This is a genomic window from Flavobacterium sp. 9AF (genome assembly GCF_902506265.1).
Lineage (GTDB): Bacteria > Bacteroidota > Bacteroidia > Flavobacteriales > Flavobacteriaceae > Flavobacterium.
This window is the reverse complement of record NZ_LR733556.1, coordinates 2,884,693-2,900,731: the sequence shown is the minus strand read 5'-3', so window position 1 is coordinate 2,900,731 and position 16,039 is coordinate 2,884,693. Positions and strand designations below refer to the sequence as shown.

Here is a 16,039-nt window from a genome sequence, read left to right as displayed (position 1 = left end):
TTTTTTTTGTCAATTAGCTAATCATTCTATTAAAGGCATATTTTTTGCTTATTAGTTGATATCTTAGTATATTTACAAATACAATTTCTAACATATGGACGATAATTTTTCACCAAGGGTTAAAGATGTTATTTCTTATAGTAAAGAAGAAGCTTTACGATTAGGGCACGATTTTATTGGCACTGAACATCTTATTCTTGGTTTACTTAGAGAAGGACAAGGAAAAGCAATGACAATTTTAAACAATCTTGCAGTTGATTTTGATTATCTAAGAAAAAAAGTAGAGGTATTAAGTCCAGCAAGTACTGTTTCTACTCAAAATAATGATAAAAAAAATCTTCATCTTACTCGTCAAGCAGAAAGAGCTTTAAAAACTACATTTTTAGAAGCTAAATTATATAATAGTAATACTATTAGCACTGCTCATCTATTGTTGTGTATTTTGCGTAATGAAAATGACCCAACAACAAAACTTTTAAACAAACTAAAATTAGATTACGAATTGATTAAAGATCAATATACAGCTATGATAACAAACGAAAATGATTATTCAGAAGACATACCGAAAGCAGAATTCAATGATGAATCTGGGCAAGAGGATGGTGCTAGAGATAGTGGTTTCAACAATCCTACCTCTGGAAATAAAACTAATAAAAAATCTAAAACTCCTGTTCTAGATAATTTTGGTCGTGATTTGACTGAAATGGCAGAAGAAGGCAAACTTGATCCTGTTGTAGGAAGAGAAAAAGAAATCGAAAGGGTTTCACAAATTTTAAGTAGAAGAAAGAAAAATAATCCTTTATTAATCGGTGAACCTGGTGTAGGTAAATCAGCCATTGCAGAAGGATTAGCTTTACGAATTGTAAAGAAAAAAGTTTCTCGAATTTTATTTAATAAAAGAGTCGTAACACTTGATTTAGCCAGTTTAGTCGCAGGAACCAAATATAGAGGACAGTTTGAAGAGCGAATGAAAGCAGTAATGAATGAACTTGAAAAAAATGATGATATCATTCTTTTTATTGATGAAATTCATACCATTGTAGGAGCTGGTGGAGCTACTGGTTCTCTTGACGCTTCAAACATGTTTAAACCCGCTTTAGCAAGAGGAGAAATTCAATGTGTAGGCGCTACCACTTTAGATGAATACCGCCAATACATTGAAAAAGATGGCGCTTTAGAAAGACGCTTTCAAAAAGTAATTGTGGAACCTACATCTGTTGAAGAAACTATTACTATTCTTAATAATATTAAAGGGAAATATGAAGATCATCATAATGTAACTTATACTCATGAAGCAATTGAAGCTTGTGTAAAACTGACAAATCGTTACATGACGGATCGCTTTCTTCCAGACAAAGCTATTGACGCATTGGATGAAGCAGGTTCAAGAGTACATATCGTGAATATTGATGTTCCAAAACAAATTCTAGAATTAGAAAAACAATTAGAAGATGTTAGAGAATTAAAAAACACGGTTGTAAAAAAACAAAAGTATGAAGAAGCTGCTAAGTTAAGAGACGATGAAAAACGAATTGAAAAAGAATTAGCTATTGCACAAGAACAATGGGAAGAAGATGCAAAGAACAATAGAGTTACAGTAACAGAAGACAATGTGGCAGATGTGGTTTCTATGATGACAGGCATTCCTGTGAATAGAATTGCACAAACTGAAAGTAATAAATTAGCAAAGCTTCCAGAATTAATTAAAGGCAAAGTAATTGGCCAAAATGATGCAGTTGAAAAAATTGCCAAAGCCATTCAAAGAAATAGAGCAGGATTAAAAGATCCAAATAAACCGATTGGTTCATTTATCTTTTTAGGCCAAACAGGTGTGGGTAAAACGCAATTAGCAAAAGTTTTAGCAAAAGAACTTTTTGATTCTGAAGATGCTTTAATCCGTATAGATATGAGTGAATATATGGAAAAATTTGCCATTTCAAGATTAGTGGGTGCACCTCCAGGATATGTAGGTTATGAAGAAGGTGGTCAATTAACTGAAAAAGTCAGAAGAAAACCATATTGTGTAGTGCTTCTAGATGAAATTGAAAAAGCGCATCCCGATGTATTTAATATGATGCTTCAAGTTCTTGATGATGGACACCTAACTGATAGTTTAGGAAGAAAAATTGATTTTAGAAACACAATAATCATTATGACTTCTAACGTGGGTGCGCGTCAACTAAAAGATTTTGGACAAGGAGTAGGATTTGGAACAGCGGCTAAAACATCACAAGCTGATGAGCACTCTAAAGGTATTATTGAAAATGCGCTAAAAAAAGCATTTGCTCCTGAATTCTTAAATCGTATAGATGATGTAATCGTTTTTAATGCTTTAGAGAAAGAGGATATTGATTTAATTATTGATATAGAAATGGACAAATTATATCTAAGAATCAAAGATTTAGGATATGATTTAAAACTATCTGAAAAAGCTAAAGATTATATCGCTGATAAAGGGTTTGACAAACAATTTGGTGCTAGACCTTTAAAAAGAGCCATACAAAAATATGTTGAAGATGCATTAGCAGAAGAAATTATAACTTCAAAAATTCATGAAGGGGATCAAATTTTCATGGATTTAGATGAAACAAGTAATGAACTCACCATTACAATTAATAAATCAGAAAAACCTACTAAATAGTAGGTTTTTTTTATAATTCTCAGTTATGAATAAGAAAAAATTAGCCATTTTAACTAATATATTTTTTTCGTTCACTTTATTATTAATCCCAATAATTGGTTCACCTGATGTAAATGAAGGAATTTTAAAATTAATTAACATTCCTCCTTTTCAAAGAAATATATTAAGCTCTTCTTTACTTATTCCTATTTTTTTTTTAAATCATTATCTATTTATTCCGAAAATATATAAAACGAATAAGTGGTATTTATATTATTTAACGATACTTGTTTGTTTTTTAATATATTGGTATCTGCCAGAATTCATTTTACCAACTGAAAAATCATTTACTAGAAACTTAAACGCTGATTTAAGATTTATTGATAATCCTAAAATCTTTGATTTTCAAAAATTTTTTCCCTTTCTATTAACTCTTTCTGTTAGCTATTTTATAAAGCAGAACGAAAGAATTTCTGAAATACAAATTCAAAAGAGGAATGCAGAAATTTCACAACTGAAATCGCAAATTAATCCTCATTTTTTATTTAATACATTAAACAATATATATGCACTAACTTTATTTGACATTAAAAATGCTCAAGAAGGAATACTTAAGCTTTCTAATATATTTAGATATACTGTTTCAGAGAGTAATAATGATTTTGTGCCTTTAGAAGACGAAATAAATCATATTAAGGATTACATAGATTTACAAAAACTTCGTAGCACACAAGAAACTATTCATTTTAAATTTATTGGTAACTTTAAGAATAATCGCATCAGCCCTTTAATTTTTATTTCATTTATTGAAAATGCTTTCAAATATGGCATAAATCCTGATCGAAAAAGTAAAATTGAAGGTTTTATATTAATTAATGAAAATCTTATTACTTTGGATATAAAAAATGATATTGTAAATCAAATAGATGAACGCCTTAAAACATCCATTGGTACTAAAAACACTATATTAAGGTTACAATTGATGTACCCAAAAAAACACACATTAACTATTAATAATGATAATATGACTTATCATATTAATCTTAAAATTGAACTAGAATGACAATTAAAGCAATTGCAATAGATGACGAACCTTTAGCTTTAAAAGTTATTTCAGCCTACGCTAATGAAATTGATTCTTTAGATTTAAAAAAAACATTCACAAGTCAGAATGAAGCTTTAAAATATTTAAATAAATTCCCTGTAGATTTGATCTTTTTAGATATAGAAATGCCTAATAAAACTGGGTTCGAATTTTACAATTCTTTAAAAATTAAGCCTCAATTAGTATTTGTAACTGCTTATAGTGAGTATGCACTAGAAGGATTTAATATAAATGCAACTGATTATTTACTAAAACCCATTAGCAAAGAACGTTTTCAGATTGCAATTGAAAAAGTAAAAAAAAGCTTAACAATTGATAAAAATATAAATCTAAATGATGATAACTATATTTCAATAAGAGCTGATTATAAACTACATAAAATAAATATTGATGAAATTTTGCTAATTGAAGGCTTAGATGATTATATAAAAATTCATCTAACAAATGCAACAAAAATTGTTACACGATATACAATGAAAGCTTTTTTAGAAATTTTACCCATTAATTATTTCATAAGAGTACATCGAACCTATATTGTACCCATAAATAAGATAAAATCAATAAGTAATAAAACCATTGAAATTGGAGATTTAATTATACCAATTGGTCACACATATAAAACATTGTTAAATAATTTAACAAAAAAATAAAATTCACCTCAATTAATAAGGAGTTAACCTCAATTCTTTTTTTAAAAAAAATCCTCAAAGTATCTTTATCTATAATCATAAATTTTTAGGTATGAATAGAAAAGATTTTTTAAAAGGATTAGGAATTGCTGGTGTAACTATTGCTCTTCCTGCATTAAAAGGTTGTAGTAAAGATGATGATATAATATCTTCTGATACAAACAACAACGATACTAATTGTACTGTTACAAACTCTGAAACAGCTGGTCCGTTTCCAACAATAACACCTTCCGGTTTAGTGAGAACAAATATTGTTGGAGATCGAACAGGAATACCTTTATCTATAACAATTACAATACAAAATACCAATAACTCTTGTAATCCTTTAGCAGATGCAATTGTAGATATTTGGCATTGCGACAAAGATGGTAATTATTCTCAATATGGTGGTACAACTATGCAAAGTTCAGATTATACTAACAATACATTTTTAAGAGGGAGGCAAACGACAAACACGAATGGTGTTGTAGCATTTACTTCTATTTTTCCTGGTTGGTACACGAGCAGAGCCACACACATACATGTACATATTTATAATAGTGCAGGAAGCTCTCTGCTTGTGACTCAAATTGCTTTTCCTGAAGGATCAAATAGTGCTGTTGAACAAGTAAATTCGGCTTCAAATTACGGTTATACCAAAGGAATGTCTGGTTATACTTATAATGCTTCCGACAATGTTTTCTCAGATGGAGTAACTAATGAAATGGCATCAATAACAGGTTCAATTAGTTCAGGTTTTGAATTAACACATACCATAAAAGTAGCAGGCTAAATGATAAAACAGCATCCATCAATAATTATTAAATCAAACATGAGAAGTCTTGATGAAACTTCAAATTTCAGAAGTCTAACTTCAAAAATTGATAGAAATTATAATTCAGATAACCAAATTTTATTAAGTGATTTCACAGAAGAAACACTTGCTCCCAAAAAAGAGAAACTTTATTTTTTTGAAAATGATTGTATGCTTTTTATATTTCCTTTGGTGGGAGCAGTTAATCTAAAAAAGTCTGATGAAAGTGTTGAGTTTATTCCTGTAAATCAATTAAAAATAATCGATATTAAAAAATATAATACATTTTCAATAATAAATCCTTTTGAAGATGAACTTGTAAGTTTTATTTATTTCAAGCTGAATTTCTGTTCCACTTCAAACAGTATCGAAACAATAAATCTAGATTTCAGTATATCTAATCAACTTACCAAAACATTTGAAAATCAAAAAATAACTGTTTCAATTGGTAAATACAGTTTAAGAACAGATGATAATTATTATTTAGAAAACAAAACAAACTCATTATTTGCTTTTGTAATAAATGGAGCATTTGAATTTCAAAATAGATTATTAGAAGATAAAGATGCATTATTGATATGGGATATCGAAAATGCGGAGTTTGAATCATTAACAAATGACGCACTACTTATATTATTAGAATTAAAAACTTAAATTATAAAAAAAATGGATAGAAAAGATTTCTTTAAAAACAGCATCGGATTTTTAGGTGTAACAATGATAGCTCCAAGTTTATTAAAATCCAATTCAAAGGTAAATGATGATTTATTTACATGTTCAACTACCAATAGTGAAACAGCAGGGCCATTTCCTACTATTACTCCTTCTTCTTTAGTAAGAACAAACATGATTGGTGATAGAACAGGTATAGCATTTACAATTAATCTCACCATTAATAATGTAGATGCAAATTGTGTTCCTTTAGAAAATGCTATTGTTGATATTTGGCATTGTGATAAAGATGGCAATTACTCACAATATGGTGGAACAGCAATGCAATCAACCAATTACACAAATAATACTTTTTTAAGAGGACGTCAATTTACAGATTCAAATGGCTTTGTTAGTTTCACATCCATTTTTCCTGGTTGGTATACCAGTAGAGCAACACATATTCATGTTCATATTTATGACAATTCTGGAAATTCTTTATTAGTAACTCAAATTGCTTTTCCTGAAAGTGCAAACAGCGCGGTTGTTTTAGCTAATGCGGCAACTTCTTACGGATATACCAAAGGCATGACTGGATATACTTACAATGCTACTGACAATGTTTTTTCAGATGGTGTAACTAATGAAATGGCAACTGTTAGTGGTAGTGTATCAACAGGTTTTATATTAACTCATACCATATACGTAGCTGCTGGCACTCTTGGTAGCAATGAATTTGCAACCCAAGAATTCATCATAAAACAAAGCTATCCTAATCCTGCTAAAGATAAAATAACAATACCCATTCATTTAAAAAACAATAGCCAAGTTACTGTTCAAGTTTTAGATATCAACGGTAAAATAATTTATACTCCATTAGCTAATGAGCAATTACTTTTAGGAAATAATAACTTATTTTTAGATATAAGTAGTTTAAGTAGCGGAAATTATTTTTATAAAGTTAAAGTAACTAATGAAGGAGGAATTTTTGAGCAAACAAAAAAGATGATAATTCAATAATAAATCATCAGGGTTAAAATAAAGAGATTTAAAAATAGAACTTAAATCTCTTTATTTATAAATTAATTAGAATGAAAAAAATTAGACTTGCTTATAGAATAATAATTGATCATTCCTCAAATTATTTGTGGGATAAATATGTTTTTGAAGACACATACAAAGAATACATACTTCAAAATCAATTATTTAACAACAAAAACAAACCTTTATTAACCTACAGGGAATTATTAAGTGAAAATGAAAAAGCTTCACAATTAAATTTCTTAATAGGAATTGCAGCTCAAGGGTATGTCGATCAATTAAAAAATAATTTCCATAGAGTTACAGACATATTAGGAAATAATTATTTCCCATTTACCAATTTTCAACTTGATATAATAAATACAGATATTACTGATATTTCTAAACACAAAATAGGAATTACTTTTTACTCGCCCTTGTTAATACTCTTAGACACAATAAATAATAGCTATCTAATAAGTGTAGAAACTGAAAAAGACAATAACTTTCAAACTTTAATGTTTCCTTTCCAATCCAATTTGTCAATTTGTTATTTAGAAAACAATTAAATTTGAAGAAAAAACATATCCTTTTGTTTCAAATTTTATTATCTTAGTTTTTTAAATATTTATGTCTATACAAAAAACAATTATCGGTAGCGAAGAATGGTGTTCCTTCCCTACTTTAGGAATTCCAACTATAAAAGCAAGAATAGATTCTGGAGCAAAAACATCTGCTTTACATGCCACAAACTTAAAGACTTTTCAAAAAGAAGGAAAAGATTGGGTTAAATTTGATATTAATCCTATCCAAAACAATGCGAAAACTATTATCAATTGTGAGGCTGAGCTAGTAGACCAAAGAATTGTAAAAAGTTCAAGTGGCTACAGAGAAAGAAGATTTGTCATCAAAACTACACTAGAAATTGGTGAAAAAAAATGGGAAGTACAACTTACACTTACTAATAGAGATTCTATGGGATTTCGAATGCTCTTGGGAAGAGAAGCCATGTCTGGTAGAATACTTGTAGATCCTGAAAAAAAATATTTATTGGGACAGCCTTCTAATGAAAAACTAAAAGAACTTTATTTTGACAATTCAACGGAGAAAAAAGGCTTAAGAATTGGTGTTTTGGCAAGTAATCCCGAATTATATAGTAATAAAAGAATTATTGAAGCAGGAGAATTAAGAGGTCATGAAATGCATTTTTTAAATTTAAAATATTGCTATATGAAACTCGATGCAGATAATCCTGAAATACATTATAGAGGCGGCAAAATTTTAAATGATTTTGATGCAGTTATTCCTAGAATTCGACCTAGTATGACTTATTATGGCTGTGCGTTAACCCGTCAATTTGAAGCCTTAAAAGTTTTTGCTTTAAATAGCGCTGCAGCCATTACTCAATCTAGAGATAAATTATTCTCTCTACAATTATTATTAAATAATGGAATAGACATTCCTACTACTGGTTTTGCAAATTCTCCTTTAGATACAGACGACTTAATTAAAATGGTAGGAGGTTCTCCTTTAATTGTAAAATTGCTCGAAGGCACCCAAGGAAAAGGAGTGGTTTTAGCTGAAACCAAAAAAGCAGCGGAATCAGTTATCAATGCATTTAAAAGCTTAAATGCCAATATATTAGTTCAAGAATTTATTAAAGAAGCCAATGGAAAAGATTTGCGCCTATTTGTTGTAGATGGCAAAGTGGTTGCTGCTATGCAAAGAGAAGCTGCTCCTGGAGAATTTAGAGCAAATATTCACATGGGTGGTTCGGCTTCAGTAGTCAAAGTTACTTCGGAAGAAAAGAAAATTGCTATAAAAGCTGCAAAAGCAATGGATTTAAAAGTTGCTGGTGTCGATATTATTCGTTCAAGTAAGGGGCCTTTATTATTAGAAGTTAATTCTTCTCCTGGTCTTGAAGGCATTGAAGGTGCAACAAACAAAGATATTGCTGGCGAAATGATAAAAGCAATAGAAAAAAACTTTAAATGGAAATAATATAATTAAATATATGAATTTACTATCACAAATTTTAATAGGATTTATAGCTATTTTACACTTGTATATTTTATGGCTTGAAATGTTTGTTTGGACAACCAAAGGACCAAAAGTCTTTCGAACTGTTCCTAAAGAATTGTTCCCAAAAACAAAAGCTATGGCAGCCAATCAAGGTTTGTACAATGGTTTTTTAGCTGCTGGATTAATTTGGTCTTTATGCATTGGCAACATAGAGTGGAGTAAAAACATAGCTATTTTCTTTTCAGTTTGTGTATTAGTTGCTGGGTTATATGGGGCTTATTCTGTCTCTAAAAGAATATTTTTTGTACAAGGAATACCCTCAATTTTAGCTCTCCTTAGTTTACTGTTTTCATAAATTAAATTCTATACAATATTTAAAAAGGGCATTTAATTATAAATGCCCTTTTTAAATATACTTTATTTTCTCTTTTACATTACTTCCTCTTCAACCTGAAAACTTTGTAAAAATGCAATCGTTTTTTCTATATCATAATGTAAAATTCTATCTTCATTTACGAATGAAACTTCTTCTCTATATGATTTTAAAAACATCTCAATAAAATCACTAGACTTTAAAGGTCTTCTAAACTCTATTGCTTGTGATGCATTTAACAGTTCAATAGCCAGAATACGTTCTAAATTATCTAAAATACGCAAAGTTTTTGTAGCTGCATTGGCTCCCATACTCACATGATCTTCCTGTCCATTACTAGATACAATACTATCTACACTTGCAGGAGTGGCTAATTGTTTATTCTGACTTACAATACTTGCTGCTGTATATTGTGGAATCATAAACCCAGAATTTAAACCAGGGTCGCTTACCAAAAATGCAGGTAAATCTCTTAATCCTGAGATTAATTGATACGTTCTTCGTTCTGATATGTTTCCAATTTCTGCCAAAGCAATTCCTAGAAAATCTAATGCTAATGCTAAAGGTTGTCCATGAAAATTTCCTCCTGATATAATTATATCTTCACTGGCAAATATGTTTGGATTATCGGTAACTGAATTAATTTCTGTACGAAAAACCCTTTTCACATAATCGAAAGCATCTTTACTTGCACCATGTACTTGAGGAATACATCTAAAAGAATATGGATCTTGTACATGTTTCTTTTCTTGAGTAATAATTTCACTTCCTTCTAATATTTCCCTAATGCGTTCCGCTGTTTGCACTTGTCCTTTATGAGGTCGTACCAAATGAATTAAATCTGTAAAAGGTTCAATCCTACCATCAAATCCTTCTAAAGAAATCGCGCTAATTACATCAGCTAAATAGGACAATTTACAAGATTTAATCAAAATATAAGCTCCATAAGCACTCATAAATTGGGTGCCATTTAATAATGCCAAACCTTCTTTAGATTGTAATACTATTGGATTCCAATTCATTTTCTCCAAAACTTTATAAGCTGGTTGTCTAAATCCATCAAAATAGACTTCTCCTTCTCCTATCAATGGTAACGATAAATGAGCTAAAGGAGCTAAATCTCCACTGGCTCCGAGAGAGCCTTGATTGTAAATTACAGGTAAGATATTATGATTATAAAAATCTATTAAGCGTTCTACCGTTTCTAATTGCACTCCTGAATGTCCATAACTTAAAGATTGTATCTTTAATAAGAGCATAATTTTTACAATCTCATGAGGTACTTCCTCTCCAGTTCCACATGCATGAGACTTAACTAAATTTTCTTGCAATTTTGATAAATTTTCATTCGAAATCTTAACATTACATAGAGACCCAAAGCCTGTATTGATGCCGTAAATTGGTTTTTCATTAGATTTCAATTTATCATCTAAGTACATTCTACACTTCACAATATTAGCTCTGGCTTCTTCAGACAACTCTAATTTCATGTCTTGTAAAACAATGGTTTCTATTTGATTAATTGAAAGTAAATCAGAACTTATATAATGTATTGTTTCCATTTTTTGCATTTAAAACGTCAAAATTCTACAAACAAATGTTAAAATGCAAGATTTTTAACTACTATTTTATTATCATATTGATAATCATAGGGTATCAAAATTATTAAAATGATTTTTTAAAGATTTTTAAAGTTGGTAAAATAAACTATTCGTAAAAATACTAATACGATTTTTTTGGCTAAAAATAAATTTTATCTTTGGAATATGTTAAATAGCAAAAATAAATATTACATCACCCCTATTTCTATCGGCACTTCGATAGGCACTTTTGCTATGACAACAATTATTACCCCTTTCGGGGTATAGTTAATTACATATAATCCCATATTATATATTTTTCATTTGAAAAATAAAAATTCTGAATTATTATATTTAAGCAAACAATCATGAATGTATTAAAATTTGGTGGTACATCTGTAGCCAATGAACAAAACATAAAAAAAGTAATTGAAATTATTTCACAAAAATCCAAAGAAGATAAACTCGCAGTGGTCGTGTCTGCATTTAGCGGCATAACCGATTTACTACTTTTAGCTTCTAACACTGCAGCATCAAAAGATGAACACTATAAGAAATTACTACAACAAATTCAATCAAAACATTATGATGTAGTTGAAAAACTCATCGATTCAAATAAAAAAGAGACTTTATATAATTTATTAAATGATGAATTAAATCATTTAAAAACTTTACTAGATGGTTGTTATTTATTAGGCGAATTAACCTCTAAAACTCAAGATAGAATTTTAAGTTTTGGAGAACTGTTATCTTCACAAATTATTGCTGTTGCAATACAAGCAGTATTACCAAAAACTCAATTTAAAGATAGTAGAGAAATAATTAAAACCAATACAAATTTTGGTAAAGCATCTGTAGATTTTAAAACCACCAATGAATTAATTATTAGCTATTTTCAATCAATTAGTATTCAAGTTGTCGTTTTTCCTGGTTTTATTGCTTCTTCAACAAATGGAAACACAACTACTTTAGGTCGTGGAGGCTCAGATTATACAGCTGCAATTCTAGCAGCAGCATTACAAGCACATAGTTTAGAAATATGGACAGATGTTAATGGAATGTTTACAGCCAATCCCAAAATTGTAAAACAAGCACAGCCAATTGCTTCCATCACTTATCAAGAAGCCATGGAATTGTCTCATTTTGGAGCTAAAGTCTTATATCCACCTACGATACAACCTGTTTTAGACTTAAATATTCCTATTTGGATAAAAAACACATTCGAACCTGAAGTTTTAGGAACTTACATATCAAATCAATACAAATCCAATGGAAACCCAATAAAAGGAATTTCTCATATTGAATCTATTGCTTTGATAACACTTGAAGGATCAGGCATGATAGGTGTTTCTGGTTCTTCTAAGCGTTTATTTGAAACACTTTCAAATCATAATATTAACGTTATCTTCATTACACAAGCCTCTTCAGAACATTCTATTTGTATTGGAATTCAAAACCAAGATGCTGAAGCCGCTAAACTTGCAATAGATGGCACTTTTGAAATTGAAATTGCACAACATAAAATAGATGCCTGTATTGTTGAGGAAGATTTATGCATTGTCGCTTTAGTTGGAGAAAACATGAAAAATCACCAAGGTTTAAGTGGCAAAATGTTTAGTACTCTAGGAAAAAACAATGTCAATATTAGAGCCATTGCTCAAGGAGCTTCAGAACGAAATATTTCAGTTGTTATCGCAAAAAAAGATGTACACAAGGCACTAAATACTTTACACGAACGATTCTTCGAAGATAACACGAAACAATTGAATCTCTTTGTAATGGGAGTAGGCAACGTAGGTGAAAAATTTATCGACCAAATATACCAACAAAAGGATTTTTTAAAGGACAACTTAAAACTGAATGTACGTGTTATTGCTTTATCAAACTCTAGAAAAATGCTTTTTGATCCTGAAGGTATAGATTTGAAAGACTGGAAAATAAAAATTAACGAAGGAGAAACCGCGAATAGAGAAAGCTTCATTAATAAAGTAAAAACTTTAAACTATAGAAATAGTATTTTTGTTGACATTACTGCAAACAGTGAAGTAGCAACTATATATGATCAATTTTTAAAAGAGAATATTGCAGTTGTAACTTGTAACAAAATTGCCGCTTCATCAGAATATGACAACTATAAATATTTAAAAAATTTATCTCGTAAATATAATGCTCCGTTCCTTTTTGAAACCAATGTTGGTGCAGGTTTACCAATTATAGATACTTTAAAACACCTTATTGTTTCAGGTGATAAAGTTCATAAAATTCAAGCTGTTCTATCAGGTAGTTTAAACTTTATTTTTAATAATTTCAGTGAAACTTATTCTTTTCATGATGTAGTAAAGGAAGCAGGTGTTCAAGGTTTCACAGAACCAGATCCTAAGATTGATTTAAGTGGAATTGATGTGGCTCGAAAAATACTTATTCTAATCAGAGAAAGTGGTTACGAAATGGAAATTGAAGACATTCAAAATAATTGTTTTCTTCCGGAAGAATGTATGAACACCACAACTAATGATGCATTTTTTGACTCTTTAGTGAAACATAATGCGCATTTTGAAAATTTATTGGCTCAAGCCAAAGCAAAAAACAGCCGATTAAAATTTGTAGCTTCCTTTGAAAATGGAAAAGCAAGTGTAGGATTAGAATTTATTCCGTCTGATAGCCCATTTTATAATTTAGAAGGTAAAGATAATATTGTTCAGTTTTATACCGATCGCTATGTAGACCAACCTCTTTTAATTAAGGGTGCTGGTGCTGGTGCAGCTGTAACTGCTTCTGGAATATTTGCTGATGTGATTCGAATTGGTAACTTTTAAAAATGAACTTATGGAAGTACGTGTATTTTGTCCAGCAACTATAGCCAATTTAAATTGTGGGTTTGATGTAATGGGCTTGTGTTTGGAAAACATTGGTGATGAAATGATATTTAGAAAAACCGCTACAAAAGGGATACAAATTACAAATATAACGGGAGCAGATTTACCATATGAAGCATCAAAAAATGTAGCCGGTGTTGCAGCTTTAGCTGTAATAGAAAACAGAGATATTGATTTTGGTATAGCCATAGAAATTCACAAAAAAATAAAAGCAGGAAGTGGCATTGGTAGTTCCTCTGCTAGTGCAGCAGGTGCTGTTTTTGGTGTAAATGAATTACTAGGAAAACCTTTTTCTAAACCTGAATTAATAGAATTTGCTATGAAAGGAGAAGCTTTAGCTAGTGGAAGCGAACATGCAGATAATGTAGCACCCTGTTTATTAGGTGGTTTTACCTTAGTGAGAGGTTATCATCCTTTAGATGTGATTAAAATAACGAGTCCTGAAAAAATGTATGCTGTTGTTTTACATCCTCATATAGAAGTTAAAACGGTGGATGCCAGAGCGGTTTTAGAACCTTCCATTCCTTTTCATAAAGCCATAACACAATGGGGAAATTTAGGCGGTTTAATTGCGGGTTTATATACTCAGGATTATGCTTTAATTAGTCGTTCTTTACAAGATGTAGTAGTAGAACCTTTTAGAAAACATTTAATTCCACATTTTGAAAAAGTAAAACAAATAGCACTCCAAAACGGTGCTTTAGGATCCGGTATTTCGGGTGCTGGACCTTCCATTTTTGCCTTATGTGAAGGCAAACAAATAGCAGAAACCGTTGCTGAAGCGATGCATAAAGAATACTCTAAAACACAAATTCCTTTTGATATTTACCTTTCCAAAATAAATGATAAAGGAGTTACACTAATATAAACAAGCATTATCTATTTACCATGCAATACTATAGTTTAAATAATAAAAAACATTTAGTTTCTTTTCAAGAATCCGTAACCAATGGTTTAGCTCCAGATAAAGGGCTTTATTTTCCTGAAGAAATCCCAAAATTAGAAGCTTCTTTCTTTGATTCTATCGAAAGTCTATCTCATGAAGAGATTGCTTTTAAAACAATTCAACCTTATATTGGAAATGAAATTCCTGAAAACGATTTAAAAAAAATTATATCAGAAACATTATCTTTTGAATTTCCTTTAGTACAAATTGAAATCAATGTCTTTTCATTAGAATTATTTCATGGGCCAACTATGGCATTTAAAGATGTAGGCGCTCGATTTATGTCACGTTGCTTAGGCTATTTCAATAAAAACAAAGATACTAAGAATACAGTTCTAGTAGCCACTTCTGGCGATACAGGAGGTGCTGTTGCGAGTGGTTTCTTAGGGGTTAAAGGCGTGGATGTTGTTATCCTCTACCCTTCTAAAAAAGTGAGTGATATTCAAGAAAGACAACTTACTACATTAGGTCAAAACATAACGGCTCTAGAAGTTGATGGCGTTTTCGATGATTGTCAGGATATGGTTAAAAAGGCCTTTTTAGATCAGGATTTAAAAGATAAAAAACTCACCTCTGCCAATTCAATTAATATTGCACGTTGGTTGCCTCAAATGTTTTATTTCTTTTTTGCTTACAAAGAATTAAAAAAATACAATAAACCGATTATTACATCTTGTCCCAGTGGCAATTTTGGTAATATATGTGCGGGTATTTTAGCCAAAAAAATGGGATTACCCATTCACCATTTTGTAGCCACTACCAATGCAAATGATACGGTGCCAAGATTTTTAAGAAATGGTGTTTACCAACCTAAACCATCTGTAGCGACTATTTCGAATGCAATGGACGTAGGGAATCCAAGTAATTTTGTTAGAATTCAAGAAATGTTTGCTGACGATTTAAAGGCGTTTGAAAAAGATTTTTCCTCTTATTCTTATTCCGATGAAGCAACCAAAGAAATCATGCAATCGATTTATTCCAATTCCCATTATATTGCGGAACCACATGGAGCTGTGGGTTATTTGGGCTTACAAAGAGCATTAGCATTACAACCTGAAAGTATCGGTTTCTTTTTAGAAACGGCTCATCCTATAAAATTTTTAGATATAGTTGAACCAACATTGTCAGTTACATTAGAAATACCAAAACAGATACAAAGTGTTTTAAATAAAGTAAAACAAAGCATTCCTATTAAAGATTATTCAGATTTAAAAGATTACCTTTTGAAATAGAGTTAAAACTATTCTAATAATTGTATAAATTTTATTCAAAATGATATAAAACAATAGGCCAGTAATTTTTTCAATTTTACCAAATGTTAAAAACAATATTTTTTGACTTTTCAAAAAGTATCGATAAAATGA

The 16,039-nt window shown here is 30.1% G+C and carries 13 protein-coding genes; 12 read left to right on the top strand and 1 reads right to left on the bottom strand.

Annotated features, from left to right (window positions below):
- Window positions 1-94: 94 nt before the first annotated feature.
- From HALO113_RS13200 to HALO113_RS13160, 9 genes are all read left to right on the top strand, one after another.
- Window positions 95-2,641, top strand: a complete 2,547-nt coding sequence (locus tag HALO113_RS13200) for an ATP-dependent Clp protease ATP-binding subunit (protein ID WP_159779470.1) — start codon at window positions 95-97, stop codon at window positions 2,639-2,641.
- 25 nt (window positions 2,642-2,666) lie between these two features.
- The gene (locus HALO113_RS13195; RefSeq protein WP_159779469.1) at window positions 2,667-3,683 is read left to right on the top strand and encodes a sensor histidine kinase; all 1,017 of its coding nucleotides are present in this window, start codon (window positions 2,667-2,669) and stop codon (window positions 3,681-3,683) included.
- Window positions 3,680-4,375 carry a LytTR family DNA-binding domain-containing protein gene (locus HALO113_RS13190; RefSeq protein ID WP_159779468.1) on the top strand — a complete coding sequence of 232 codons (696 nt, stop codon included), beginning with the start codon at window positions 3,680-3,682 and terminating at the stop codon, window positions 4,373-4,375. The genes HALO113_RS13195 and HALO113_RS13190 overlap by 4 nt, the downstream gene beginning before the upstream one ends.
- A 91-nt stretch (window positions 4,376-4,466) precedes the next feature.
- Complete coding sequence (locus HALO113_RS13185) at window positions 4,467-5,186, top strand: intradiol ring-cleavage dioxygenase (protein ID WP_159779467.1); 720 nt, start codon at window positions 4,467-4,469, stop codon at window positions 5,184-5,186.
- Window positions 5,187-5,861, top strand: coding sequence for a hypothetical protein (locus HALO113_RS13180; RefSeq protein ID WP_159779466.1), 675 nt, complete (start codon window positions 5,187-5,189; stop codon window positions 5,859-5,861).
- A gap of 12 nt (window positions 5,862-5,873) precedes the next feature.
- Window positions 5,874-6,878, top strand: coding sequence for a T9SS type A sorting domain-containing protein (locus HALO113_RS13175; RefSeq protein ID WP_159779465.1), 1,005 nt, complete (start codon window positions 5,874-5,876; stop codon window positions 6,876-6,878).
- 71 nt (window positions 6,879-6,949) lie between these two features.
- The gene (locus HALO113_RS13170; RefSeq protein ID WP_159779464.1) at window positions 6,950-7,447 is read left to right on the top strand and encodes a hypothetical protein; all 498 of its coding nucleotides are present in this window, start codon (window positions 6,950-6,952) and stop codon (window positions 7,445-7,447) included.
- Between the two features lie 61 nt (window positions 7,448-7,508).
- A complete protein-coding gene (gene rimK / locus HALO113_RS13165) occupies window positions 7,509-8,879 on the top strand; it encodes a 30S ribosomal protein S6--L-glutamate ligase (protein ID WP_159779463.1) in 1,371 nt (456 codons plus the stop codon).
- Window positions 8,880-8,892: 13 nt separating this feature from the next.
- Entirely contained in the window at window positions 8,893-9,255 is a 363-nt protein-coding gene (locus HALO113_RS13160) for a DUF1304 domain-containing protein (RefSeq protein WP_159779462.1), read from the top strand.
- A gap of 74 nt (window positions 9,256-9,329) precedes the next feature.
- On the opposite strand, the gene hutH is transcribed toward HALO113_RS13160, so the two are convergent.
- The gene (hutH, locus tag HALO113_RS13155) at window positions 9,330-10,835 is read right to left on the bottom strand and encodes a histidine ammonia-lyase (RefSeq protein WP_159779461.1); all 1,506 of its coding nucleotides are present in this window, start codon (window positions 10,833-10,835) and stop codon (window positions 9,330-9,332) included.
- A 386-nt stretch (window positions 10,836-11,221) separates the two neighbouring features.
- Here hutH and thrA point away from each other — a divergent pair, with 386 nt between their 5' ends.
- The 3 genes from thrA to thrC are packed head-to-tail and all read left to right on the top strand — an operon-like array spanning window position 11,222 to window position 15,907.
- Entirely contained in the window at window positions 11,222-13,669 is a 2,448-nt protein-coding gene (thrA, locus tag HALO113_RS13150; RefSeq protein WP_159779460.1) for a bifunctional aspartate kinase/homoserine dehydrogenase I, read from the top strand.
- A gap of 10 nt (window positions 13,670-13,679) precedes the next feature.
- Window positions 13,680-14,597 (top strand): homoserine kinase, encoded by a 918-nt coding sequence (locus HALO113_RS13145; RefSeq protein WP_159779459.1) that lies wholly within the window; start codon window positions 13,680-13,682, stop codon window positions 14,595-14,597.
- Window positions 14,598-14,617: 20 nt separating this feature from the next.
- Entirely contained in the window at window positions 14,618-15,907 is a 1,290-nt protein-coding gene (thrC, locus tag HALO113_RS13140) for a threonine synthase (RefSeq protein ID WP_159779458.1), read from the top strand.
- Window positions 15,908-16,039 lie beyond the last annotated feature (132 nt).